Source organism: Lapidilactobacillus achengensis, from assembly GCF_003946655.1.
GTDB lineage: Bacteria > Bacillota > Bacilli > Lactobacillales > Lactobacillaceae > Lapidilactobacillus > Lapidilactobacillus achengensis.
Genome location: NZ_RHOV01000010.1, coordinates 54,949 through 79,260, shown reverse-complemented (window position 1 = coordinate 79,260; position 24,312 = coordinate 54,949). Strand labels below are relative to the sequence as shown.

The following is a 24,312-nucleotide window of genomic DNA, read 5'->3' as shown; positions in this document are numbered from 1 at the left end:
TCCTGAGACCAAGAAACTCCTTTGGGGTGGACATTTGTGGGCGCCAAGCTATTACATGGGGACACTCGGCAACATGTCAAAAGAGACGGTTGCCAACTATATTCAAAATCAGAGAACAGAAAGGGGCAAGGCGGGACGACCAAGCAAGCAAGCTAACTAGCGTTAGCAAGTGCAGGCTTTCCTCCTCTGACTAAAGTCAGAGGTTTCCCGCCCAAAATTGTAATGAAGCTGGTTGTGTCGGTATGGAAGAGCCAGTCGATCACTTTTTGACTGACGATTGGGGTTTTCTCTACGACGAATTGGGCGACCGGTGAATTGATGTACTGGTTCATGTACCACTCTGGCTGGATCACGTTCAAGATCGCCAAGGCCAAGAAGATGCCCAAGTACATCATCAACCCCGCCAACAACGCGCCACCAAGCCCATTAGCCTGCTTGATCACGGGGAGCCAGGTGACCGATTGTGACAAGCGCCCGATCCAGCGAATCACCAAATGACCGACAAACATGATCACCCAAAAGCCGACTGATTGCCCGATAAACGCCGTCATTTCATTACTGAGGTCATAATTAGTCGCTACCTTGACCAACAAACTCCCCAATTGCTTATCATAAAAAAGCGCCAGTAGAAACACCAGCAACGTTCCCACACTATAAAGTAATTCCTTGATCAGGCCACGTTTGTAGCCGCGATACCACGCCGATAACAGCATGGTGATTAGCGCGATTGTTAGAATCATAATTGCCACTTTCCTTATTTGATACTCTTAGTTTAGCAAGAAATTGGCGCTGAAGCATCATGCTAGAGGCGGACTTTGCTGCGCGGAGTCGCTGATTCTGAATTTTTTGCTTGATTGCGGGTCTAGCGGGTTTGGATGGGGACGCAACCGCCTCAGGACGTTTGTCGTGGCTGGAACGCGGTGGGCACTGTTTTGAGCCAATCCGCAAGCCCGGCGGCTTGTCTCAAAATCAGGCCTTATTCTAAGCGATAAATCGCTAAGAATAATCTCACCGCTGAGCCACACGTCCTGAGGCGGTTGCTAGGCAGCATTGAGCCTACCTGCAATCGAAGTTGTGTATCTGACGAAGTGCTTTTGCGAGCCAGAGGCCAAAACAATTCCCTCTTATGGGGTGGTATGGCAACACCAACTGATTCAGAGTAGAAGGTTGGTACAGTTTACATCGATTGAACATCTTTAACCGCTCGATGAACAATTCTCGGTGAAACCGACAGATTCAGTTGATTCATCAAGAACCTACCTTAGTTCATCAGGCAGACTGTACTGGTGTCACCAATTTAAATATTGTGACCACTAACCACGGTCGTCAAGTGCGTGGCTCCTCATCAATTTGCAATAGCTTGCCAACTGGCGGGAGTGCTCAAACGGCTGTTATAACGTTGAGCGGCTGGAGCGGAGCGTGGCGTTGGTGGTTCGTTTGCTCGTTTGGCGGAAGGTCGGGCTGGGGGTGAGTCAGCCGCGATATTATTGTTGGCGATTTATCGCCTACAATAAGGCCGAGTTTTGAGATTTTCGGTGCACTTCCGAAAAGCTCAAAATCGTGCCCGCCGCGTTCCACCACCCCCAGCCCGACCTGGAGCCCCACCACATCTGCCAACCACCAACGCCACGCGCAGCGCAAGCCGCGGCCAAACTACCTTCCGCAAGCACATTTTTTGCAACCGCTTTCAGACTTTGCTATGATGAACTTAAGAAGAGAAGCACGTCGCGATCCTGCCCAACGGATCGTTAAGCCCAGTGTTGCATCGGGGCAATTGTCCAAACCACCGGAACCATTTGATTGAACTGGCAGTTGCCATTTTGATTTCTGTTCAAGGCCAAACTCCGATGACTAACGTCGCTTCTCCAGATGTAACACTGGCAAAAAAAAGCCACCGAGATTTCTGCTCGGTGGCTTTTTGTGTCGTGTTATCTGATTGTTATTTTAGATTGAGGCTGACCACATCGGCCTGTGGTAAGGTCGTGGTATCCGTCAAATCGAAATGAGTGATCGTGGTCACCTTGGCCACTCCCGGAACGTGGCTGGTCACCACTTCCGCCGGCGCGAAGTGTGCTTGCACATCGGTTGACCGCGGTAAGACGATCACGCTGAGCTTCGCCTTCGAAGTCAAGTGATCTGGCTGATCCAAGCGCACGCCGTCAGCGAAGAAGCTAGCGACATCGGCCGCCGACTGAAAATCAGGGCATTTGACCCCGCTGATAAACACAATCCGTTGACCAACGGGATATAAATAGCCTTCAACTTTCTCGGTAACATTGATCACGGGCACCACAGAATCCATCGGCTGATCCGTCACCGCGATCGAGCCCTTACCCGGCGCTACAGCCGCACTTTTCGGTACATTGACCGTGCTTTCAACCACGTTTGGTTGCTGCCACGGTTGCAATGTTAAAGTCAGGCCGCAGATAATCCCGAGACTGATCATGATTCTTTTAACTAATTTATTTCGCCCTTGCTGTGACATTATCCTCGCCCTTTCTCTGCTATCACAGTTCTACCTAAACACGGGTCGTAAATTTCGGCCTGTGGTTCGACTAACTTTACTTTAGCACACTACTCGCGATTAACCACGGGGCTAAAGTCCCAACTTTTTGTAAGCCTTATCAACGCGTGCTGCCCAGCGCCGCGATTTAGCCCGTGGTGATCCCCATGCCAAAAAATAAGCCAACAAATATCATACTGCTAGCTCTAACGACTTGTAAAGAGATTTCAATTGGTGCGCTCCTCAATACAAAAAGTCCCAGCAACCGATTGCGCTGATTCAACGCAAAGATTCGCTGGGACTTTGATTCAAATTAGCGCTAAATAACTGCTGGTCTGGTGACCCATTATTCGGTCAACCCTGCTTCAGAAGCGATGATTTGTAAATCTCCATTCAGTTGCCACTCTTTGATTTGGAAAGGCAGAATGAAATGTTCGCCTTTTTTCAAATCGTAGGTCTGGCCATCACAGGTAATGCTTCCGGAACCGGCGACGACGGAAACCAGCGTGTACGGTGCCGCGCCGCGGTGTAAGGTCAATTCGCCGTTAACACGCCATTCGTAAACACTGAAGAAAGGTGATAATGGTGCTTGGACGAAGGTTTTGACGTAAGAATCGCCGTATTTCTTCTCGGTGATGTGCAATTCAGGATCGTGGGAAGGTACCGTGGTTACATCGATCGATTGCTTTAAATGCAGGTCCCGTTGTTTGCCGGTTTTCGCGTCGACCCGATCGTAATCGTAAAGCCGATAAGTAGTATCACTGCTTTGTTGCGTTTCCAAAACAACGATGCCCTTATTTAAGGCGTGGATCGTGCCACTGGGAACGTAAACGAAATCGCCAGTTTTAACTGGGTATTTCCGTAAAAGGTGTTCCCAATCGCCTTGATCGATCATTTCTTGCAGCTGCGCCCGCGTTTGCGCGTGATGTCCGTAAATCAAATAAGAGTTCGGCTCCGCGCTTAAGACGTACCAACATTCCGTCTTGCCTAATTCATGCTCGTGTTCCTCCGCGTAAGCGTCATCGGGATGGACCTGAACTGACAAGCTGGCTTCCGCGTCCAAGATTTTTGTCAAAAGTGGGAAAACTTTGCCTGGCGCGTTGCCAAATAATTCTTTGTGTTGCTCCCACAATTCGGCGACATTCAAGCCTTTATATGGGCCGTTTTCCACGGTGCTCGGGCCGTGGGGATGGGCGGAGATGGCCCAACATTCGCCAATATCACCGTCGGGGATCTGATAACCCCAGTCTGTGGCTAGCTTACGGCCGCCCCAAATTTTTTCTTGAAAATATGGTTTCAAAAATAATGGTTCCATTAATTTCAGCTCCCTTGATCTTTTCATTTCAAATCGTACACCGATTTTGTAATAAAAGCTATCTTGGCTATTGTGTAAATTCCCTAAATTTGTGACTAGACAGTGGCTTTGAATTGCTTTGAAAGTATGATGCCCGCAGCTTGCGCTGCGCGTGGCGTTGGTGGTTGGCAGATGTGGTGGGGCTCCAGGTCGGGCTGGGGGTGGTGGAACGCGGCGGGCACGATTTTGAGCTTTTCGGAAGGGCACCGAAAATCTCAAAACTCGGCCTTATTGTAGGCGATAAATCGCCAACAATAATATCGCGGCTGACTCACCCCCAGCCCGACCTTCCGCCAGACGAACAAACAGCCCACCAACGCCACGCTCCGCTCCAGCTGCTCAACGTTATAGCAGCCGTTTGAGCACTCACGCCGACTGGCAAGCTATGGTCAATTGATGGGGAACCACGCAATTGACGACCGTGGTTAGTGGGCACCAGCTTTAAATTGGCGACACCAGAACAGTCTGTCTGATGAACTTGGACATGATATTGATGAATCAACTGAATCAGTCGGTTTCCACCCATGGATTGTTTAGGAAACAGGTAAAGATGTTCAACCAATGCAGACTGTCCCAACCAACAAATCCGAATCCGTTGGCATCGCCGTACCACCCCAAAAAGGGCAATTGTTTGTCCTCTAGCTCGCAAAACCACTTCGTCAAATCCTTCGCTTCGATTGCAGATAAGCTCAATGCTGCCTAGCAACCGGCTGGGACTGCGCGGCTCAGTGGTGAAATTGTCCTTGGCGGCTTTGCCGCTTAGGACAAGGCTCAATTTTGAGACAAGCCGCGGGTTTTGCGGATTGGCTCAAAACGACGCCCACCACGTTCGAAACAGAGTGCGAACCGACCCGGGTGGCTCCTGAGCATTAGCCTAGCAATTGTTTTGGAAGCCGCATTTTGCTTCCGGAACAATTGCGTAGCTAAGCGCAGGGAGCTGGGTCGGTGAGCACGTTTCCAGTCCGCATCAGCAGTCCCAGCCGGTTGCGCTCACGCGCAACACCCACCAAAACCCGCAATCAAGCGAACCCCTACATTTCCGCGCCGTTACTAGCAATAACTTTTTTCAGCCAATGATAACTCTTCTTGGGCACCCGTTTCATATCGCGCAGATCGTGGTTGGTCCGATTAACGTAGACCACGCCGTAGCGCTTGCGCATATCGCCCTGAGAGCTGAGAATATCGATCAAGCCCCAGCCCAAATAGCCGATCACGTCCGCGCCATCAATGAAGACCGCGTCTTTGATGGCTTGGATGTGTTCGCGGTGGTAAACGATGCGGTAATCATCTTGGATCTCATCGTGACCATCCCAAGTTTCAATCACCCCAATGCCGTTTTCGATCGGGAAAATGGGGAGGCGGTAGCGATTCCACATTTTGACAATGATATTGCGGAAGCCGAGGGGATCGATTTGCCAATCCCATTCGGTGGTATCCAGGTATGGATTGCTCTGTAAGTGGGCGCCGGAGTTTTCCAGCAATTCGGCGAGATCCTTGATCGTGTCCGCGTTCAGTGTGGTCGAGCGGTAATAACTGAATGGTAAGAAGTCACTGCGTTGTTGCTTGATCACGTCTAGATCGCCAGCTTTGATCATCGTAAAGCCTTGTTGTTCGATGATGTTTAGGAAGGCGGGCACGTAGCCGCGACCGGTGAAGGCGTCTAACAGGTTATAATTGTAGAATTGATTGATTTGTTCGGTGTAGAAATTATCCGCTGGTTTAGCGGTGGCTGGATAGAGTTCGGTATATGCCAGCATTCCGCCGATTTTAGCGTCAGTGGTGGCGTGTAAATAATTAGCGACTTGGGCATGGGCCAGCATGACATGGTGACTGATGGTCAGGATGTTCTCCAAGGTGTCCGGGGTGTCCAAAGCGCCGGCGATTTTAGCGGCGCCGGGCATGGAATAGAGGTTCTGCTCGTTAAAAGTTAGCCAATATGGGACTTTCCCAGCGAACTCGTCGATCATCTTCTGGCCGTAGCGAACAAAAGCGGCGACAACTTCGCGACTCATGAAGCCGTGATATTTCTGGGCCAGCGCCAGGGGCATGTCGAAATGATACAGGCAGATCATTGGGGTGATGCCGCGGGCAAGCAGGCCATCAATGAAGTCGTGGTAGAATTGAATGCCCGCTTGATTGAAGTCGCCTTCGCCATCAGGTTGGACCCGACTCCACGAAATTTGGAAGCGATAGCAGTTCATTCCCAAGTCTTGCATCAGATCGAAGTCTTCTGGATAGCGGTGATAATCGTCGATCGCCACTTTCCAATCCGAACGATGCTCACCTGGTTCAACTAAATCATAAACGGACGGGCCTTTACCACCTTCGTTATAAGCGCCCTCAGTCTGCATACTGGAGACGGAGTTGCCCCATAAGAAATCCTTGTTGAATGCTGTAGTTGACATATTAACCTCCATATAAGTGTTTACTCACTTCTTCAGTATACGTTAAATCGCGCCGAATATTAAGGGGGTAATCTGTCTAAAAAAGCTAGACATTTTTGGTCAGCTTGACTTATTAAAATGTAGACCAAGTTAGACGGCTTTTTCCGTAATGGCGGCACGCAAAACTAGGTTCATGCGGCCGGATTTTCGACCAACGGATTCGTGGCGATAAATTCAGATTTTTTGCGGAGATTCCTTTTAACGGTGCAGGCAATCGGGTAGAATAAAGATGATTAGCTTCATTCTGACATTGTGTCACTTAGTCAATTACAATAGGAGTTTTTTATCTTGAAAAATTTATACGTCCTCCGTGGCGTCCCCGGCTCGGGCAAATCCACCTTCATTCGCCAGCATCGCCTGGAACCTTACACCATCGCCACGGACAACTTGCGCTTGCTTTACGGCAATCTCAAATCGATTTATGACGAGGAGCGCCACCAGATCCGGCAAGTGATCCCGCAGGAATATAACGAGCAAACCTTCACGCTGTTGGATCAACTGATTCGCAACAAAATGGCCCGCGGCGAAACGGTGATCATTGACGCGACCCACCTTTATCCCAACGCCTTCGAACCTTACTTGCAGTATAAGAAAGAATTCGATTACGAAGTCTACGTGGTCGACTTCACCAAGGGGATCGGCCTGCAAGAACTGTTGCGGCGTAATGAAACCCGGGTCGATTATCGTTGGATCAACCCTGAGATCATCAAGAAGATTTATCAATTCGCGCGAACTCATCCCCGGTTACCGCGCTGGGTCAAGCAGATTACACCTGATAAATTCGATCGTACCTTATACTTAGAGGAGACGGACCTGTCTAGTTATCGCAGCATCGCCATTATCGGTCGCAACGCCAACTTCCGCGGGTCTTTGAAGCCCCACGAATTTTATTTCACTTTTAACCATGATTTCGCGCTGAAACACAGCCAATCCCATCACGTAGCCTATATCAACCAAGATCTGTCCACGATCAATGAAGCCAACGCGTTTACTGTTTTCCCTTTTAAATTCCGTGGCCAACATTACTTGGTCAGCAGTCACAATCTGCGCGCGGATTTAATGGGGCCGAGCAAGAAACTGTATGGCAAAGAATACTACAAATTCGGTTTGATCAATCCGCAGGACCTGATGCAGGAATTTCCTGAGCCCCATTATGGCAAGCGGCAGATCAATCTAGAGACCTGTCCCCAGCAACAAATCAACCGACTGGCCTAAGGAGGCAGCTTTATGTCCGCAACCACAACGATCAAAATCGCTTATCTCTATGAAGATCTGATGAACACTTACGGTGACAGCGGCGATGTCAAGATTCTGCGCCACCTGCTCAATCAACAAGGGTTTGACGTGACAGTCACCAATGTTAGTTTAGGCGCTGATTTTGACGCCTTCGATTATGATTTCGTCTTTTTCGGTGGCGGTCAAGACTTCGAACAAACGATCGTCGCCCAAGACTTGCAGCGCCATCGTGCCACCTTAGCTGCTTATATTGAAGCGTCACGGCCGCTATTGGCGATCTGTGGCGGCTACCAATTATTAGGCGCCTATTACGAAACCAGCGGCGGCACCACGATCAAGGGCCTCGGCATCTTGCCCCTGCACACGGTTTACAAGGCTGACAGTCGGATGATCGGCGACACCACCGTCCAAACCCCTTGGGGCCAGATCCACGCCTTTGAAAACCACAGCGGCCGCACCTATTTCGATGACAAAAACATGCTCAAACCCTTGGGCCAAGTGGAGCAAGGCTATGGTAACAATCCTGACGATCACGAAGAAGGTCTGCACTACAAGAACACCATTGGCAGCTATTCCCATGGTCCTTTGTTGCGCAACCTGAACGTGGCTCAAGCCATTGCCGCCACGATCATCGCCGCCCACGAGGAGCGTCTGGCGACGACCCATGCCTAGCAAATCCGCCCGGACCGCAGCCGCCGTCCAACCACAAACGCCGCAACAACTGACCCTGATCAACTTACCCGAACTTTACGACTTGCTGTATGACCATGTCGATAGCACCGGTTGGTGGCCAGCGCGCAGTGATTGGCAAATCATTTGGGGCGCTGTTTTGGTCCAAAACACCAATTGGAAGAATGTTGATTACGCCTTGGCTGACTTGGCCGCGGCCACCGCCTTTTTGCCAGAACGGATCCGCCAGTTGACCACAGCGCAGTTGCAGCAAACGATCCGCAGCGCCGGCTTCTTCGTGCGTAAAGCCCAAACGATCCAAAACCTCTGCGCCTACTTCGCCCAATATCAAGATGATCTCGGTCAACTACGCCGCCTACCACCAGCGCAGTTGCGGCGGGAATTGTTGGCGCTCAAGGGTGTCGGTGAGGAGACCGCTGATACAATCATGTTGTATGGATTGAGTCAAGTGACTTTCATCGTGGATGTTTACGCGCGCCGCCTTTTCCAACGGCTCCAAGCACCCCTACCCAAAACTTATCAAGCCGCGCAACAACTGCTCCTACCGCAACTCGACTCGTTGACCCTGCGCGGCTTGCAAGCCTTTCACGCCTGCATCGTTCTGTTTGGTCAACAAGTCAAGACTGAGCAGGCTTGGCAAGCCAGTTTCCTCAGTTCCTACCGTCTGACCCTCAATTCACCGAAGGAGAGTGTGAGCCAACCCGGGTAGCTTCTGAGCATTAACCTAGCTAGGATTTTGGAGGCAGGGGTTTAGCCTCCAGAAGCCTGGCGTAGTTAAGCGCAAGAGGCTGGGGTGGCGAACACATTTAAACCCAGAGTGTGAGCCAACCCGGGTAGCTTCCGAGCATTAACCTAGCTAGGATTTTGGAGGCAGGGGTTTAGCCTCCAGAAGCCTGGCGTAGTTAAGCGCAAGAGGCTGGGGTGGCGAACACATTTAAACCCAGAGTGTGAGCTAACCCGGGTAGCTTCCGAGCATTAACCTAGCTAGGATTTTGGAGGCGGGACTTGCCCTCCAGAAGCCTGGCGTAGTTAAGCGGAAGAAGCTGGGGTGGCGAACACATTTATAAAGGAGTGATCCCATGTCGACCGATCCCAATTCTAGTCCCATCATTGCCTACTTAGCGACCTTGTCCGGGCAGCAACAGCAACAAGCTCAAGCGCTTTATGATCTGATCAAGCCGCTATTACCAGAGGCGACTGAAAAAATCAGCTACCAAATGCCGACTTTTTGGCAACGGCATAACCTGGTCCATTTTGCCGCTTTCAAAACCCACTTAGGCTTCTATCCCACCCCGGAAGCAATCGATGCTTTCAGCGCGGAGACAGCGCCCTATCGCACTAGCAAGGGAACGATGCAGTTTGCCTATGACCAACCACTGCCAGCAGAACTGATCAGCAAACTCGTCTTATTTCAGCTTGACCGCTTAGGTTAGCGCCCCATGAGGAGGTCCAGCAATGTTTGACCCGCAGAAATTGAAATTTGACCATTATCCCCAACGTTACATCGCCAACCCGCCGGCCGAATTACAGCCCACACTAGCGCCTTGGCAGACCCAAACGACGCCGACCGCTAACACCGATCTGCGCTTGATCTTCATCTATGATTTGACCGCCATGAAAACGGCCATCGACCAAGTTGCCCAAGACCACCAGCTCAGCGCCACAGGTTATTTGTATCTGGCCTATCCCAAACTCGCCAGCAAGAAATATCCGGGGATCCATCGTGATGATCTCTTTCCTTTTTTGAACGTGGATGACACCACAGGCGAAGTCGGGCAGACCGGTTTGAAGTTCTCGCGAATGGTCAGTTTCGATGAGGATTTCACCATCGTCGGTTTGAAATGGTTGAAATCGGCGCCCCGCAGTCGTGACAGCGCCGATCAGCGAGTCGCTACTTATCAAGATCAAGTCGCCGACTTGCAAACGCGCCTGACCGCCAGTGATCCGCAAGTCGGCCAGCTGTTCGCCGCCTTGACTCCCGGCTATCAGCGCGACTGGACCCGCTACGTCTATTCGCCCAAAACCACCGCCACCAAAGACAAACACTTCGCGCTTTGCCAAGACGCCCTGCTCCAAGGTTTCCGCAATCTGACCCAGTATCAGCAAGCGCAACGGCGGCGGTGAAATTGCTAGAACACCTTAGTTTGCGTAAGCGTTGAAGATGAATGATTCCTCATTCAGTCTTGATGATTGCTGACTATTGATATTCCGTTTGAAAATCAGTTTCCCCACACCTCATGAAAAGCTTGAGTTTACTCATCTTTTTATGAGGTGTTTTTTATGTGCGCTTATCGATCACGTTTCACTGAGAAGCAATTGCCAACAAACCCGCTCAACCAATATTAAAAAATAATCTATCTCTAAGATAACATTGTTTGTTGACGCTTCCAGTGGTATGCTCAAAGGTGTGCTAGCATGCTAAATTAAACGCAAATAATTTGATTCTTACTGAGTGAACTTCGGATCAGGCAGACACAAGCCGGGGCAGGGTTAGGCCCAGCTTTCTTAGTCCGCAACGCAATCAAATCCTTTCTGAATGAGGGCTAAATATGATCAAGATCGAAATCAAAAAACTTCTGCGCAGTCCATTGACTTCATTATTCACCTTGGCGATCCTAGCAATCGTGATCGTGGATGCTTTCGCGACGCGCAAGAATTTCCTACCGACCCCTTATACCGAATTGAAATACTTGCTCGCATCCAATAATGAAGGGCACACTGCTCTGATTACCTTAACGTGGGCACTGCCTATTTATTACTTTGTCCTAATCAGTGAAGGTTATTTACGCGAACATCGGCGTCATCTCGTGCCCTTGGAACTTAGTCGTAGTACTCGCCAGAAATATCTGCGCGCTAAGCTACTCGTGGGACCGGGCGTGGTCAGCGCAATATATCTATTCGCCCTTCTCGTCAATATGCTGATCGTTTCTGTTATCGCGATCAACGATTCTGGCACCGTTGATATCTCAATGCTGGAGGTCTTTCCTAGCTGGCTAGGTCTTTCAAATTGGGTCTATGATCATCGCCTGATGACCTACTGCCTTTACCTGATCATGTTGCTACTCATTGTCTTCACGCTGGGGGTTTTGATTGAAACAATTGTGATCTTCCGGCCTGATCGGCGCATCGCCTATCCAGCGCTACTAGTCTATTGGTCATTTTTCCTGTCGCTTAATTTCAGTATCAATCTATCGATCCAACCGTTTACAGAATACGGCCTAAGCTATGCCCTGATTTCATTGCTCGTCTTTCTGATTCCTAGTTGGGTAATCATCACCCTAGGTTGGAGGAGGTTAATCAATCGTGACTATGTATAAAGTGCGCCAACGCAAAATTATTTGGCTGACATTGGGTCTGGCCCTCGTGCTCATGATGGGATTCAGCTTTTTGGAATTGCGACGTCTGTTTGCTTGGCCTTTCATGCCCTTAAAGGAACTGCGACTTGTACCGCATTCACTGATGAACATGGTTACCTTTTATAGTGGTCTGGCCTTTGAATTTATTGTGCCGATGATGGTGCTCCAAGCCGTCAGTATTGCAACGCCAACACTCGATCTCCCCACGATCAGTCGTCAAGACCGGGGGCACTACTTCAAACGAGTTCAGGCCAAAGCAATCAAAATCACGCTGATTTTCTCCGGCGTACTCGTTGTTTTGACGACAATCGCAGCCCTCATTGCTGATCCCTACACGGTCACATTCAAGACCTTAGGAATGTTTCTACTTTGGATCGGGATTGTGTTCCTCGTGACGAGCGTCAGTTTCTTATTGAACTGCGAGCTCTGGCAACTCTTGACCTACCTGTTGCGCTCCAAAGAGGGCGCGGTGATTGCTGTCTTTGGAATCAGTGCTGCACTCCATTTTCTGCCGCGAATACCCAAAGTCAACTGGTTAAATTGGACCACCAAACTAAGTCTTGGTGATGCCTTGTATGTTCAAGGTACTCAAGCCTATAAAGACAGGAATTTTGTGATCGAAGCGTCCGCGGCGCGGGATCTATTAGGAAATATTGCCCTGGTCCTGATCTTGGCCCTGGTCTTCGGTATCTGCAGTTACTTCATCTGGCGCAAACGGGACTACCTTTAGGGGCGCGCCATGGGAAAACGGATCGGTTTATATTACGGGCTAGGTTTAGGTTATTTGGTGTTGTTGCACCGACTCATGGGCGGATCTTGGGTCGCGACCCTAGTTCTTGGCGTGCCTTATCAAAGGACAACGATGATCTTCAAATTCTTTATTTTCTTCTTCGCGATTCTCTGGGGTCTGATCATCTTCGATTACGCTCAAGAATTGTTCTACCATCAAAACATTGTCAAGTTGATTCGCACCGGTAGTCGGATCCGATCTTACTTGGCGGTACTGGGGAAGAATATCAGCTGTTTGGTGCTGGTGTGGCTGGGATTAGGGCTGACGGGCTTGTTATTGGATCGCCAGTTCTCCGCCAAGTTATTGCCCTTAGCCTTGGTCCAGCTGCTGACGATCGTGATCTTAGGCATCGGCCAAACGATCATTGAGATCAAGTGGTCCGGACTGGCGGCGTTGTTGGTGGTGGTTTTCGTATCGTTGATCGGCGAGTTCAGTAACTCACCACTACTGGGGTTGCTCCAAACGATGCGGTTGAGCTATCCGCCCGCACTGACCATTGGCGTGGAACTTGGGGTGATCCTGATTTTAGTTATTATTGGCGCATTTTCAATTCGAAAACAGGAGATCAGATAGTATGAATGTTGAGCTGAAGCACTACACGAAAAAGTTAAAAGGGCGGACGATCCTCGATGATATTTCGCTGACTTTGGCGCCGGGCCACGTTTATGGGCTGTATGGTCGTAACGGTAGCGGCAAGAGTATGCTGATCCGGGCCATCTCCGGCATGATCTTGCCTACCAGTGGCGAAGTCAGTGTTGATGGCCAACGGATCACGGTGGATATCGACTTTCCCGAAAGTATGGGCCTGATCATTGAGAACATTCAGCTCCAAAAGGCCTTCACCGCCAAAACAAATTTGCAGATTTTGGGGGATATCAAGAAGATCGCCACCCCTGAAGATATCGAATGGGCTTTGACCGCAGTTGGTCTTGATCCTAATTCAAACGAGAAGGTCCGCAGTTTCTCATTGGGTATGAACCAAAAGCTGGCGATCGCCCAAGCGATTTTTGAAAAGCCACAGTTGATCCTCCTGGATGAACCGACCAACGCGCTGGATTTCCAAACCGTCGCCGATTTCCACCAGCTGATCGAACAATTGCAGTCCCCAGAACGGATCATTCTCTTGGCGTCGCATAATCGTGACGATCTAACGGAAGTGGCAACTGACTTTCTGGAGATGGATGCGGGCAAACTTTATCCGCGGACCCGGGCGGATGTGATGAGCGTAGGCGCCCAGCATGCGTGAATTCGCGCGTTTTCAACGGCGCCGGACCTGGTTGAGTTTGGCTTTGATCGCGCTGATTTGGGTGGGGGGCACAGTCACATCGATTCGCCATACAATCTTATGGTGGTGGCCCGATATCCAAGGGCAGGGTCTGACAGCGGCACAGATGCGGCCGCAGACCAGCTTACTCACGCTTTTTGCCAATCTAGCTGCCCCGAGGACATTAGCGTTGATTGTGCTGCCGATTTTTATTTTAGCCACGGCCAACGCAATGCGGCCAGCATCTGCGGATTGGCTCCTGCGTTCATCCCGCCGCGTCAACGATCGCCAACAGACTAAGAGGTTACTGCAAACAGTGGGGGCGTTCATGGTGCTCACCGCGCTAACGATGTTACTGTTGTACGGTCTGTTTATGGCGAGGATCACTGGGCTGTCCGGGACAGTTGTCGTTTATATCTTAATGACGGTCTTTGACGCTGGCGCTTTGATGTTGTTTTGGGGAATTGTTTTTGAGTTGAGCTATCAGGCCAGCGGTAAATTTGCGATCTCCGTTGGCGTTACCTACCTGTTGTCATTGCTGTCCTACTTCATTGGAACCAGAATACCAACAATGATCTGGCTGCCAGCGCGGGCCTTTGATAGCCTATTGACCGCCCTGCAACAGGCAACGGTCCAAAATGGCCTGGCCTTGTTTTGGGAGCCACTGTTGGCCAGCGTGCGCCTCAGCCTGATTACATTGGTCTTTTCCTTAGCGCTGATCTTACTGAAGCAAGAACTGGTTAAGACGGTTGATTACTATTGATTTCTTGGTTTATCATTCTGGGATGGCGCGTGAGAATTTAGTGCTTTTCCGAATGGTATTGAAAGATAGTTTTTTCTCTTCACAGGGTTCTCAGAATTGATGGCCAGTAACATCGGGTCGATCGTCCTGAAGTGAAGGCTTGGAATAACAAGATTATTGATAAACAATGATTTTTATAAGTCATGCTGTCGCTGGACTAGAAAATCTAGCAAAAAGATTTTCGTGAAGAGCATTCCTGATAAATTAGCACTTTACAACTAGACTACTTTACAAAGTTGCCGTCTTGGATATCAATCTCAAACTTAAATAAAACTCGGTATCAAAAATCACAAATTTGATTTTGATATTCGAGTTTTTCGTTTTTAAATGAGAGCATGGCTTTATTCGTAAGCACCCAGCAAATGACGCTCGGATAAATATAAAAAGCAGAGATTCTCCAGACTGTGCCTGGGATGCCCTGCTTTTTGGAAACTTTTTTTAAGAGCCTATTTCTCGTTTTCCCATTCCATAACAACTGGGCGCCTAAGTCGGTGTGTTTTCGCTCATTTGAGTATTTCTATCAAGGGCGGTTTAAAAAAGTCCAATTTCTTTCTTTTTCCCATAGAAAATACCTCACCAATAATCTGATGAGGCATTTGTAGTCCATCTAGAACGGAAACATGATCCGTCATTGGGCTAGGTGCTTACATTGAGCGTCTGGCTTTACGAATGATCGACCTTTCGTGCCCAGAGATCGCCCAGACCTTGGACGATAAAGACGATCACGAGGATCAATAACGTGCAGACCCAGATAATGTCGTTTTGGTAGCGCTGGTAGCCTTTGCTGATGGCAATATAGCCCAGCCCGCCCGCGCCGACCGCGCCGGCCATCGCGGTCAGGCCAATGATCGAAATGATCGTCAAGACCGACGTCCGGATCAAATCAGGCAGGCCTTCGCGGAGATAGACGCTGAAGACGATCGTCCACGGTCCGTAGCCCAGCGCTTCCGCCGACTCGATCACGCCGCTATCGACTTGGACCAAGGTGTTTTGGACTTGGCGGGCGTAGAATGGCGCCGAGCCCAAGATCAGGGGCACCAACGCGCCTTTGGGGCCGATCGTCGTGTGCACCAGCAATTGGGTCAATGGAAAGGCCACTGCCAGCAAAATGACGAAGGGGATCGAACGGAAAATATTGACGATCTTATCGAGAATACTGTAAACCACGGCGTTGGCTAAGATGCCTTTCTTTTCCGTGACCACCAAGGCGATCCCCAAGATCAAGCCCAAAATCCCACCGATCAAAGTCGTCCAGAAGGTCATATATAAAGTCTGACCGATCCCCAGCAAGATGCCATTATCACCCGACCAATTCTCGACCACGTTGGGCATAATTTTTGTCAAAAAATCAATCATGAACGCTGACCTCCTCTGTTCCCGACTTCAAAACTTTGACGGACACGCGCTGCTCCTTCATGAAGACCAGCGCCTGTTCCGTGTGCTTCGGCGTGCCTGACAGGATCACCAACAAGTTGCCCACCGGCGTTCCTTGCAAGATCTCCAAGTTCCCGTACAAAATATTCGCGCTGACTTCAAAGCGACGATAAAGCTCGGTGATCAGCGGTTGATCTGTGCTCTCACCTTGATAACCCAGCTGTACCAAAACCGAACCCACTTGCAGGTGCTTGATTGCCGCCTGCTGATTGACCGCCGCCAACGCCGACTCCAAATGAGTCGTCGTATCAATGAAGTCCTTGGTCAACGGCGCTTCCGGCTGGCTAAAGATCTGCAACAGATCGCCAGTCTCCACCAACCGGCCTGCTTCCATGACCGCGACCCGATTACAAATGCGTTTGACCGCGTCCATTTCATGGGTGATCAGCACCACCGTCAGACCCAACTTCCGATTAAGATCCGCCAACAAATCCAAGATCGCCACGGTCGTTTTCGGATCTAAAGCGCTGGTCGCTTCGTCCGAGATCAAAATATCCGGTCGATTCGCCAAAGCGCGGGCGATCCCCACCCGCTGCTTTTGCCCACCAGACAGCTGCGCGGGATAGTCATCAGCCTTATCAGTCAGGCCTACCAGTTCCAGCAGTTCCGCGACCCGCTTCTTGCGGTCAGCCTTACTCAAGTGCGCCTTTTTCAGAGCAAAATCAACATTATCCGCGATCGATAAAGATTGCATCAAATTGAAATGTTGAAAAATCATCCCGATCTTCCGCCGTTCGCCTCGTAGCTTACTGGCGTCTAAGCCTAATAGGTCGGTGCCGTTGACTTTCACGCTGGCGTCAGCGTTGGTCGGGCGCTGGAGCAAATTGATCACGCGGATCAAGGTTGATTTGCCGGCGCCGGAATAGCCGACGACGCCATAGATGTCACCGCGGTCAACGTTGAGGTCAACGTGGTCAACGGCATGGACGTCGCGTTTGTCTTCCTTGAACGTGACGCAGATGTTTTTCAATTCAATAATTGGTTCTGCTGCCAAAATGATTCCTCCTTGATACTGCTTTATGCCTTTTGGTTGAACTTGCTTGAACTGGTTGAAAGTAGATTGTGCGCAGCTTGCGCTGCGCGTGGCGTTGGTGGTTGGCAGATGTGGTGGGCTCCAGGTCGGGCTGGGGGTGGTGGAACGCGGCGGGCACGATTTTGAGCTTTTCGGAAGGGCGCCGAAAATCTCAAAACTCGGCCTTATTCTAGGCGGCAAAGCCGCCAAGAATAATATCGCGGCTGACTCACCCCCAGCCCGACCTTCCGCCAAACGAGTAAACAAACCACCAACGCCAGAGTGTGAACCGACCCGGTCAGCTCCTGAGCATTAGCCTAGCAATTGTTTTGGAAGCCGCACTTTGCTTCCAGAACAATTGCGTAGCTAAGCGCAGGGAGCTGGGTCGGCGAACACGTTTCAACGCCACGCTCCGCTCTAGCCGCTCAACGTTATAACAGCCGTTTGAGCACTCACGCCGACTGGCAAGCTATGGCCGATTGATGGGAAGCCACGCAATTGACGACCGTGGCTAGTGGTCACCAGCTTTGAATTGGTGACACCAGTAAAGTCTGTCTGATGAACTGAGGCAAGTTCTTGATAAAACAGCTGGATCGGTCGGTTTCCATCCGTGGATTGATAAGGAAACAAGTAAAGATGTTCAGCCTACGCAAAGTGTCCCGACCGCCTAATCCGAATCCGTTGGTATTGCCGTACCACCTCAAAAGTGGACAATTTTTTTGACCTCTACCTTGCAAAACCACTTCGTCAGATACCCAACTTCGATTGCAGATAGGCTCAATTCTGCCTAGCAACCGCCTCAGGACGTGTGGCTCAGCGGTGAGATTATTCTTAGCGATTTATCGCTTAGAATAAGGCTCAATTTGAAGACAAGCCGCTGGGCTTGCGGATTGGCTTCAAACGATGCCCACCGCGTTCCAGCCACGACAAACGTCCTGAGGCGGTTGCGTCCACACCAAACCCGCCAACACCTGCAGTCTCTGAAATCTGTTGGCATTGCCGTACCACCACAAAAAGGGCAATTTTTTGACCTCTATCTTGCAAAAGCACTTCGTCTAATCCTTCGTCTCGATTGCAGATAAGCTCGATTCTGCCTAGCAACCGGCTGGGACTGCGCGGCTCAGTGGTGAAATTGTCCTTGGCGGCTTTGCCGCTTAGGACAAGGCTCGATTTGAAGACAAGCCGCACACTTTGCGGATTGGCTTCAAACGATGCCCACCACGTTCCAGTCCGCAACAGCAGTCCCAGCCGGTTGCGCTCACGCGCAACACCCGCCATCACCTGCCATCGAGCGAACCCCTAAGAACAGAAGCTAACGCTTCCCCAAACCAGTCCAAACCTTTGCCACCAAGTCCCTTTGGCCAAATTATACCATAGCCGGCCGCGACAGAACTTTATTTATCCAGAGTCCAAACACCAAACGCAGTGCCCTTGTAAACCTTCTCGATGTTCTTCTCAGTTGCGGCCGTCCGATAAGCTTTGACGATCTTCTTGTAAGTCGCGTTATCCTTATCAGCCTTGTTTGCCACGATCACGTTGATCCATTGATGCGAACGCTTGTTGATCTTTTCTTGGAAGATCGCGTCCTTGGTCGTCAAGCCACCGTCAGCGGCAATATCATTATTAACAACGGCGGCCGCCACGTCGGTCAAGGCCCGGGCGGTTTGCGCGGTTTCTAGTTCGGTGATCTTAAGCTTCTTGGGATTTGAAGTGATGTCTTTAACGGTTGGTAAAGTCACGCTCTTGTCGATCTTCAGTAGTCCGGCCTGTTCCAAGATGTTCAAGGCACGTCCTTCGTTGGTCGCGTCATTAGGGATCGCGATGCTGTCACCGGTTTTGATTTGGCTGAGTTTGGTGATCTTCTTCGAGTACAGATTCAGTGGGGCGATGTATGTCTCACCAATTGCGGTCAGCGTGGTCTTGTGCGCCTTGTTCCAGCTATCCAAGAAGTTGTAATGTTGGAACGAGTTCAAGTCGATCTGATGATCACTCAAGGCTTTATTCGGTTGATTGTAATCTGAGAATTCGACGAACTTCAATTTGATATTTTCTTTAGCCAATTTAGTCGCGATCGGTTTCCAGATCTGTTCATCGGAACTCATGATGCCGACTTTGACGGTGGTGACTTTCTTGGCGTTGGCTGAGCTGTCGCTGCTGCAACCATAGGCAACCAACAAAGGTACTAACGCTAACAATCCTAAGCTTAAACGTTTGATTAATTTTTTCATGATATTTCCTCCCGAATTAGTGGTTCATTTTGACTTTTTTGTTAAGCGATTTTCTAACGAAGGGCAATTGTTGGGGGATTGCTGCAGCGAAATCCCGACTGATTGCGACGGCTGGTGACTTGGGCATTTGGGCAAGGTCCACAGGTGGATCCAACCCTGGGCAAAATAAAAAGCGCCCGTTTCTATTGCTAGAAACGAGCGCTGTCGTGTTTACCATTCTAATTTGTGCTAGCCTTACGGACTACCACCTCACTAACGTACAGGCAAATAAACTACCGATACGCGTGCACGATAATGAGTGCCAAGCCATCATCACCTCGCAAACGCTTAGTGATGCCGATCGTGGGCCATTTTCAATCAATCGCAACTACCTTACTCTCAGCAAATGTAAGTTTTCTGTACAGTCTTGACGGATTTACTTTCCCATTCCATTCGTTATTGAAAACTGAATTAACATTGACACTACAATACCCGATGGTCCACCGACTGTCAAGCATTTGCGTCAACTTTTTTCACTTAGATAACGGGCATATAACGGTGTAACGGCGTTATGTCGGCGCTACACACGCGGTGTTGCCTGCTCGCGGCGCTAGCTGATAACGCTGCTAGTTGACCCCTTGCGCCTGCTCGTCTAAGAGTTGGCGGTAATGTTCTTCTTCTGGCGCGTTGGCGTAGATGAAGTGACCTGGCTTGACTTCAACAAAGGACGGCTTGTCCACACTGTAATCGTGCATCTTGGGATCATAAACCAAGAGTTTCTTCTCCCGAGCCAATTTAGGGTCAGGGATCGGCACAGCCGACAAAAGCGCTTGGGTGTATGGGTGCAACGGATTATTGAAAAGTTCTTCCGTTTCCGCCAATTCCAAGATCCGACCGTTACGAATAACGGCGATCCGATCAGAAATGAAGTGAACGACTGACAAGTCATGGGCGATAAAGAGATAGGTCAAGTTGCTTTCCCGCTGGAATTTCTTCAACAGGTTCAAAACTTGGGCCCGAATCGACACGTCCAACGCCGAAATCGGTTCATCCGCAACGACTAATTCTGGCTGCATGATCAAAGCACGGGCGATCCCGATCCGTTGCCGCTGACCACCTGAGAATTCATGGGGATAGCGGTATAAATGTTCGGGTAAGAGGCCGACTTCTTCAATGATCTGGGTCACTTTTTGCAAGCGATCTTCTTCAGAATCGAACAAGTTGAAGTTATATAACCCCTCAGAAATGATGTAGTCGATCGTTGCCCGCTCATTCAATGACGCGGATGGATCTTGGAAGATCATTTGGATCTTACGTGAGACATCCTGTTCTTGATGGTGGGACAATTTCTTGTTGATCTGAGTGCCATTGAAGGTGATCGTCCCGTTGCTGGTTGGGTTGATCCCCAAGATAGCGCGGCCGATCGTTGTTTTACCTGAGCCAGATTCCCCAACTAAGGAGAAAGTCTCACCGCGATAAATATCGAAATTAACATCTTGCACAGCAACGAATTTGTTCTTGCCTTCACCGAAAGAAATCTCTAGATCACGGAGCGACAACAACACGTCTTTTTTATTTACGGTCATGTTCTTCGTCCTCCAAATTCTCCTCAACTTTAACGTCTTGATCAAGTTGATTGTCCTTGACCAAGGTTTGCTCGAACCGTTCATGCAGGTTCTGGATCAGCGCTGGCTTTTCGACCCGTGGTGCTCGAGGATCGAGGAGCCAAGTTTTGGCGAAATGGGTCGGTGAAACTTGGAACATTGGTGGTTCCGCTTCGAAATCGACCTTCATTGCGAAAGGATTACGGGGCGCGAACGCATCACCTTCAATATCCTTGTAAAGTGATGGTGGTGTCCCTGGGATCGAGTACAGGTCGCCGCCTTTTTGCGCCAATTGTGGCAGTGACGACAACAAACTCCAAGTATAAGGATGCCGTGGATTGTAGAAAATCTCGTCGCACGTGCCGACTTCAATGATCTCGCCAGAATACATCACGGCGATCCGATCCGCGATTGAAGCAACAACACCCAAGTCATGGGTGATGAAGATCGTCGTGAACTTATACTCGCGTTGGAGTTCCTTGATCAGTTCCAAGATCTGCGCTTGGATCGTCACGTCCAACGCGGTCGTTGGTTCGTCACAGATCAGGATATTTGGGTGACAAGCCAAAGCGATGGCGATAACGATCCGTTGCCGCATCCCGCCAGAATACTCAAAAGGATATTCGTCATAACGGTCAGCCGCGTTAGGGATCCCGGTCCGATCCATCAATTCGATCGCCAATTTCTTGGCTTCGGCTTTGCTTTTACCTTGGTGCTTGATAATGACTTCAGCGATCTGGGAACCAATCGTTTTGATAGGGTCCAAAGAAGTCATCGGGTCCTGGAAAATCGTGGCGATTTCCTTACCCCGGATTCCTTCCCACTGCTTATCTTTCTTTAAATCACTAAGTCGTTTGCCTTTATAATCAATCGTGCCATGGGTGATGCTCCCGTTTTGTTCCAACATTCCAGTAAACGTCTTGGTCAAGACAGATTTACCGGAACCGGATTCGCCAACGATCGCGAAGATCTCTTGATCGTGCAATTCCAAAGAAACGTTCCGGATCGCTTTTAATTCTTTACCACGAACTTGAAACCCAACGGAAAGATCCTTGACAGTTAAAATATTTTCAGTCATGCTGTTCCCTCCTACATATGAGTCCGTGGATCTGACGCGTCAGCTAAGTTCTGCCCAACGATATACAACGAAACGGTGATCAACGCCAAAACAAGTACTGGCAACCAGAACAAGTAAGGGTAGCTGGTCATATACGGTGAATATTGGGAAATCAAGCGGCCTAATGAAGGCACGTTTGAACTCAAACCAACGCCTAAGAAGGACAGGAACACTTCAATCGAAATGAAGCTTGGCAATAATTGCGACACTTGGGTCACAATAACTGAGGTCAAATAAGGGAGGATATTCCGGAAAATCATCCGACGCGTTGGGGTACCCAACGTCCGTGAAGCGATATTGTACTCGCGATCACGCATGATCATAACCTGGACCCGAATGAAGTAGGCGGTTCCCAGCCAAGACGTTACCGTCATCGCGAAAATCAAATTCCAGAAACCATTACCAAACGTATAAGACAAGACAATGACGATCAAAGTCATTGGCACGTTAGAAATGACGTTGTAAATTTCCAGCATGATCCGGTCGATCTTCTTAGAAACACCCCAGAAGGCGCCGACGATCACACCGACAACGGTCACGATCACCGAGGCAATGACCCCAATGGAGATCGAGGTCTTCGCCCCAGCCCAAACAGCGTCGAACAACGACTTACCATCGGCATCGGTCCCGAACCAATATTTAGCGCTGGGCCAGTTGTAACGAGCGCCGAAATCGTTGACGCCCTTAACATCCAGCAAACTATAACCACTGAACATCGGTTGAATATACGACATCAGTAAGATAATGATCATCAGCACCAGCATAAAAATCGTGACTGGGTTGGCAAAGAAGGTTTTCCAAACTGATTTCCAATAAGAATATTTCGGCGTATCGATAATTTCGGTCGCCTTTTTATCTAAACTAACCAGGACGAAATCTTCGTCCTTGGCCACTGCTTTCGGCTTGATTGCCTCAGCAGCTACCGCTGCATTTTTCTTAGCCATCCGCTAATCATCTCCTGACGCTGAAAGTTTGATACGAGGATCGACCGCCGTCATCAATAAGTCACCAAGCAAGATCGAGAATACAGAGATCGTGGTGAAAATGAAAACTAAGCCGATCACGATTGGGTTATTATGGGTAATAATTGCATCGGGCAACATCTTACCCATCCCAGGCATTGCGAAAATTGTTTCGGTCATGGTCGCGCCGCCAATCAACCCAATAATCGAACCAGGGATCCCCTGAACAATTGGAATCGAAGCATTCTTGAAGATATGCTTCCGGTAGATTTCGCCATCGTTCAAGCCCTTGGCCTTAGCAAACTTAACGTAATCAGAAGATTGTTGATCGATCATATAACGCCGGAACCAAATGACCAATCCGGAAACGGACAAACCAGCTAGCACCAAGGTTGGCCCGACCCATGAACTAAAGGCTGTCGCCCCGAGCGTTGGGAAGGAATCAGGAACCCCAAACCAAGTTGTGAAGAGGTAACGGAACGCGTAGATGAAGGCCAAACTTGGCACGGCAATCAAAACAGTCACGATCCCCGTACCTAGTTTGTCGACCCAGCCGCCTTTGTAACGGGCCATCAGAATCGCCATCGGAATCGAGATCAAGTAGGTGATGATCAAAGCGAAGATCCCAGCCTTGAATGAAGTCCCGATCATCGATGGATCACTGAGAACTTGTTCGGTGCTGGTGTAGTCATCGCCATAACGAGCAAATTCAGTCTTGTCTTGACGGTTCTTTGGCTGATAAGAACGTAAATAAACGTTATCCGCCGTGTTGCGCTTACTGCCGTCAGGATAAGTGTACTGGGTAACCTCTGCCCGTCCTTGACGACCGCCAATCACAGATGACACTGGCAAGCCGGCGTAAGTCGGGTAAGAAGTCCCTAAATTAAATTTCAGGAAGTTTTGGTGAATGTAAGGAAAGGAACTATTGAAGTAAATCTGGTAGCGATACTTTGTTCCCGAACCAACTAAGGCGAACCCAACCAGCTTGTCATTCGTAAACTTCAAGTAACGCTTCATATTTGGATTATTCTTGTCATGAACTGCCCAAGGATTGTCCCATTGGATCAAGTTCCCGTAGAAACGGCCTAAGCGCTCGTACAAGGGCAATTCGCGGGTCACATAATAGCGTTTGCTTTGTTTGAATTGCTTGACCGCGAAGTTGTGCTTAGCAGCCCACTGCTTGATGGCCTTTTCATTAGTCGCGTTCACAGCAGCCGTTACCTCAGGACTATCCTTCTTGACCTTAGCGACCAAGGACTTGGTATCGTAGTACTCGATATAATTCATCTTGGCGAAGGCGTTATTCTCGTAGTCACTTAACTTATCTGGATCGGACCGCAACTTACTGACCATTGTGTCACTCTTGAAGACGTCCCGCCGGGGGACCATGGAGTAGATCACAATGTACGTCAAGGTCGTTACCAGAAATATACTGATCAGTGATCGAAAGATTCGACCCCAAATATACTTCTTCATCTAATAGTTCCTCCTTAATGCTGACCTCATGATGAGAAAAGCAGAAAAAAGGCTAGTATAG

Annotated in this window: 27 protein-coding genes; 13 read left to right on the top strand and 14 right to left on the bottom strand. The window is 49.5% G+C overall.

The annotated features are described in order from the left end of the window. Positions 1–160 (top strand): transposase (locus tag EKM94_RS07225; protein ID WP_191987499.1); only part of this gene is annotated, 160 nt, incomplete at its 5' end. Here EKM94_RS07225 and EKM94_RS07220 read toward each other — a convergent pair. Beyond that, a complete protein-coding gene (locus tag EKM94_RS07220; RefSeq protein WP_125599688.1) occupies positions 153–740 on the bottom strand; it encodes a CvpA family protein in 588 nt (195 codons plus the stop codon). The genes EKM94_RS07225 and EKM94_RS07220 overlap by 8 nt on opposite strands. A 500-nt stretch (positions 741–1,240) precedes the next feature. On the opposite strand from EKM94_RS07220, the gene EKM94_RS07215 reads away from it, so the two are divergent. Then, entirely contained in the window at positions 1,241–1,471 is a 231-nt protein-coding gene (locus EKM94_RS07215; protein WP_125599685.1) for a hypothetical protein, read from the top strand. Between the two features lie 468 nt (positions 1,472–1,939). Here EKM94_RS07215 and EKM94_RS07210 read toward each other — a convergent pair whose 3' ends face one another. From EKM94_RS07210 to EKM94_RS07200, 3 genes are all read right to left on the bottom strand, one after another. Then, complete coding sequence (locus EKM94_RS07210) at positions 1,940–2,485, bottom strand: hypothetical protein (protein WP_125599684.1); 546 nt, start codon at positions 2,483–2,485, stop codon at positions 1,940–1,942. 364 nt (positions 2,486–2,849) lie between these two features. Further along, the gene (gene manA, locus EKM94_RS07205) at positions 2,850–3,818 is read right to left on the bottom strand and encodes a mannose-6-phosphate isomerase, class I (protein WP_225422181.1); all 969 of its coding nucleotides are present in this window, start codon (positions 3,816–3,818) and stop codon (positions 2,850–2,852) included. Between the two features lie 310 nt (positions 3,819–4,128). Then, positions 4,129–4,434: a hypothetical protein gene (locus tag EKM94_RS07200; protein ID WP_164511148.1), complete on the bottom strand. Its 306-nt coding sequence runs from the start codon at positions 4,432–4,434 to the stop codon at positions 4,129–4,131. 154 nt (positions 4,435–4,588) lie between these two features. On the opposite strand from EKM94_RS07200, the gene EKM94_RS12800 reads away from it, so the two are divergent. Then, a complete protein-coding gene (locus EKM94_RS12800) occupies positions 4,589–4,723 on the top strand; it encodes a hypothetical protein (RefSeq protein WP_263853235.1) in 135 nt (44 codons plus the stop codon). Positions 4,724–4,888: 165 nt separating this feature from the next. On the opposite strand, the gene EKM94_RS07195 is transcribed toward EKM94_RS12800, so the two are convergent. Further along, positions 4,889–6,262: a glycoside hydrolase family 1 protein gene (locus EKM94_RS07195; protein WP_125599673.1), complete on the bottom strand. Its 1,374-nt coding sequence runs from the start codon at positions 6,260–6,262 to the stop codon at positions 4,889–4,891. Positions 6,263–6,589: 327 nt separating this feature from the next. Here EKM94_RS07195 and EKM94_RS07190 point away from each other — a divergent pair, with 327 nt between their 5' ends. From EKM94_RS07190 to EKM94_RS07145, 10 genes are all read left to right on the top strand, one after another. Then, a complete protein-coding gene (locus EKM94_RS07190; RefSeq protein ID WP_164511147.1) occupies positions 6,590–7,516 on the top strand; it encodes an AAA family ATPase in 927 nt (308 codons plus the stop codon). Positions 7,517–7,528: 12 nt separating this feature from the next. Further along, the gene (locus EKM94_RS07185; protein WP_125599667.1) at positions 7,529–8,209 is read left to right on the top strand and encodes a type 1 glutamine amidotransferase; all 681 of its coding nucleotides are present in this window, start codon (positions 7,529–7,531) and stop codon (positions 8,207–8,209) included. After that, the gene (locus EKM94_RS07180) at positions 8,202–8,936 is read left to right on the top strand and encodes an endonuclease III domain-containing protein (RefSeq protein WP_225422180.1); all 735 of its coding nucleotides are present in this window, start codon (positions 8,202–8,204) and stop codon (positions 8,934–8,936) included. The genes EKM94_RS07185 and EKM94_RS07180 overlap by 8 nt, the downstream gene beginning before the upstream one ends. Before the next feature lie 370 nt (positions 8,937–9,306). Next, positions 9,307–9,660: an iron chaperone gene (locus EKM94_RS07175; RefSeq protein ID WP_125599664.1), complete on the top strand. Its 354-nt coding sequence runs from the start codon at positions 9,307–9,309 to the stop codon at positions 9,658–9,660. 22 nt (positions 9,661–9,682) lie between these two features. Continuing rightward, positions 9,683–10,351, top strand: coding sequence for a YdeI/OmpD-associated family protein (locus EKM94_RS07170; RefSeq protein WP_125599661.1), 669 nt, complete (start codon positions 9,683–9,685; stop codon positions 10,349–10,351). 425 nt (positions 10,352–10,776) lie between these two features. Next, positions 10,777–11,544, top strand: a complete 768-nt coding sequence (locus EKM94_RS07165) for a hypothetical protein (protein ID WP_125599658.1) — start codon at positions 10,777–10,779, stop codon at positions 11,542–11,544. Beyond that, positions 11,531–12,313 carry a hypothetical protein gene (locus EKM94_RS07160; RefSeq protein ID WP_125599656.1) on the top strand — a complete coding sequence of 261 codons (783 nt, stop codon included), beginning with the start codon at positions 11,531–11,533 and terminating at the stop codon, positions 12,311–12,313. Before EKM94_RS07165 ends, EKM94_RS07160 begins: the two co-directional genes overlap by 14 nt. 9 nt (positions 12,314–12,322) lie before the next feature. Then, a complete protein-coding gene (locus tag EKM94_RS07155; protein ID WP_125599653.1) occupies positions 12,323–12,946 on the top strand; it encodes a hypothetical protein in 624 nt (207 codons plus the stop codon). A gap of 1 nt (position 12,947) precedes the next feature. After that, the gene (locus tag EKM94_RS07150) at positions 12,948–13,619 is read left to right on the top strand and encodes an ABC transporter ATP-binding protein (RefSeq protein ID WP_125599650.1); all 672 of its coding nucleotides are present in this window, start codon (positions 12,948–12,950) and stop codon (positions 13,617–13,619) included. Further along, positions 13,612–14,400, top strand: coding sequence for a hypothetical protein (locus EKM94_RS07145; RefSeq protein WP_125599647.1), 789 nt, complete (start codon positions 13,612–13,614; stop codon positions 14,398–14,400). Before EKM94_RS07150 ends, EKM94_RS07145 begins: the two co-directional genes overlap by 8 nt. 702 nt (positions 14,401–15,102) lie before the next feature. Here EKM94_RS07145 and EKM94_RS07140 read toward each other — a convergent pair. From EKM94_RS07140 to EKM94_RS07100, 9 genes are all read right to left on the bottom strand, one after another. Next, positions 15,103–15,795, bottom strand: a complete 693-nt coding sequence (locus EKM94_RS07140) for a methionine ABC transporter permease (protein WP_125599644.1) — start codon at positions 15,793–15,795, stop codon at positions 15,103–15,105. After that, entirely contained in the window at positions 15,788–16,867 is a 1,080-nt protein-coding gene (locus EKM94_RS07135) for a methionine ABC transporter ATP-binding protein (protein ID WP_125599641.1), read from the bottom strand. Before EKM94_RS07135 ends, EKM94_RS07140 begins: the two co-directional genes overlap by 8 nt. A gap of 435 nt (positions 16,868–17,302) precedes the next feature. Beyond that, complete coding sequence (locus EKM94_RS07130) at positions 17,303–17,515, bottom strand: hypothetical protein (protein ID WP_125599638.1); 213 nt, start codon at positions 17,513–17,515, stop codon at positions 17,303–17,305. 228 nt (positions 17,516–17,743) lie between these two features. Beyond that, complete coding sequence (locus EKM94_RS07125; RefSeq protein WP_125599635.1) at positions 17,744–18,163, bottom strand: hypothetical protein; 420 nt, start codon at positions 18,161–18,163, stop codon at positions 17,744–17,746. A 116-nt stretch (positions 18,164–18,279) separates the two neighbouring features. Continuing rightward, on the bottom strand, positions 18,280–19,113 hold the full coding sequence (locus EKM94_RS07120; protein ID WP_125599632.1) for a MetQ/NlpA family ABC transporter substrate-binding protein: 834 nt from the start codon (positions 19,111–19,113) through the stop codon (positions 18,280–18,282). A 605-nt stretch (positions 19,114–19,718) separates the two neighbouring features. Then, on the bottom strand, positions 19,719–20,678 hold the full coding sequence (locus EKM94_RS07115) for an ATP-binding cassette domain-containing protein (RefSeq protein ID WP_125599629.1): 960 nt from the start codon (positions 20,676–20,678) through the stop codon (positions 19,719–19,721). Beyond that, on the bottom strand, positions 20,665–21,774 hold the full coding sequence (locus EKM94_RS07110; RefSeq protein WP_125599626.1) for an ABC transporter ATP-binding protein: 1,110 nt from the start codon (positions 21,772–21,774) through the stop codon (positions 20,665–20,667). The genes EKM94_RS07115 and EKM94_RS07110 overlap by 14 nt, the downstream gene beginning before the upstream one ends. A gap of 11 nt (positions 21,775–21,785) precedes the next feature. After that, positions 21,786–22,757 carry an oligopeptide ABC transporter permease OppC gene (gene oppC / locus EKM94_RS07105; protein WP_125599624.1) on the bottom strand — a complete coding sequence of 324 codons (972 nt, stop codon included), beginning with the start codon at positions 22,755–22,757 and terminating at the stop codon, positions 21,786–21,788. 3 nt (positions 22,758–22,760) lie between these two features. After that, positions 22,761–24,251, bottom strand: a complete 1,491-nt coding sequence (locus EKM94_RS07100; protein WP_125599621.1) for an ABC transporter permease — start codon at positions 24,249–24,251, stop codon at positions 22,761–22,763. Positions 24,252–24,312: the final 61 nt, after the last annotated feature.

Coding starts and splice junctions, on each gene's coding strand:
- EKM94_RS07220 (WP_125599688.1), bottom strand. CDS start 740: ATGATTCTAACAATCGCGCTAATCACCATGCTGTTATCGGCGTGGTAT.
- EKM94_RS07210 (WP_125599684.1), bottom strand. CDS start 2,485: ATGTCACAGCAAGGGCGAAATAAATTAGTTAAAAGAATCATGATCAGT.
- manA (WP_225422181.1), bottom strand. CDS start 3,818: ATGGAACCATTATTTTTGAAACCATATTTTCAAGAAAAAATTTGGGGC.
- EKM94_RS07195 (WP_125599673.1), bottom strand. CDS start 6,262: ATGTCAACTACAGCATTCAACAAGGATTTCTTATGGGGCAACTCCGTC.
- EKM94_RS07185 (WP_125599667.1), top strand. CDS start 7,529: ATGTCCGCAACCACAACGATCAAAATCGCTTATCTCTATGAAGATCTG.
- EKM94_RS07180 (WP_225422180.1), top strand. CDS start 8,202: ATGCCTAGCAAATCCGCCCGGACCGCAGCCGCCGTCCAACCACAAACG.
- EKM94_RS07175 (WP_125599664.1), top strand. CDS start 9,307: ATGTCGACCGATCCCAATTCTAGTCCCATCATTGCCTACTTAGCGACC.
- EKM94_RS07170 (WP_125599661.1), top strand. CDS start 9,683: ATGTTTGACCCGCAGAAATTGAAATTTGACCATTATCCCCAACGTTAC.
- EKM94_RS07165 (WP_125599658.1), top strand. CDS start 10,777: ATGATCAAGATCGAAATCAAAAAACTTCTGCGCAGTCCATTGACTTCA.
- EKM94_RS07155 (WP_125599653.1), top strand. CDS start 12,323: ATGGGAAAACGGATCGGTTTATATTACGGGCTAGGTTTAGGTTATTTG.
- EKM94_RS07150 (WP_125599650.1), top strand. CDS start 12,948: ATGAATGTTGAGCTGAAGCACTACACGAAAAAGTTAAAAGGGCGGACG.
- EKM94_RS07145 (WP_125599647.1), top strand. CDS start 13,612: ATGCGTGAATTCGCGCGTTTTCAACGGCGCCGGACCTGGTTGAGTTTG.
- EKM94_RS07140 (WP_125599644.1), bottom strand. CDS start 15,795: ATGATTGATTTTTTGACAAAAATTATGCCCAACGTGGTCGAGAATTGG.
- EKM94_RS07125 (WP_125599635.1), bottom strand. CDS start 18,163: ATGGCGGGTGTTGCGCGTGAGCGCAACCGGCTGGGACTGCTGTTGCGG.
- EKM94_RS07120 (WP_125599632.1), bottom strand. CDS start 19,113: ATGAAAAAATTAATCAAACGTTTAAGCTTAGGATTGTTAGCGTTAGTA.
- EKM94_RS07115 (WP_125599629.1), bottom strand. CDS start 20,678: ATGACCGTAAATAAAAAAGACGTGTTGTTGTCGCTCCGTGATCTAGAG.
- EKM94_RS07110 (WP_125599626.1), bottom strand. CDS start 21,774: ATGACTGAAAATATTTTAACTGTCAAGGATCTTTCCGTTGGGTTTCAA.
- oppC (WP_125599624.1), bottom strand. CDS start 22,757: ATGGCTAAGAAAAATGCAGCGGTAGCTGCTGAGGCAATCAAGCCGAAA.
- EKM94_RS07100 (WP_125599621.1), bottom strand. CDS start 24,251: ATGAAGAAGTATATTTGGGGTCGAATCTTTCGATCACTGATCAGTATA.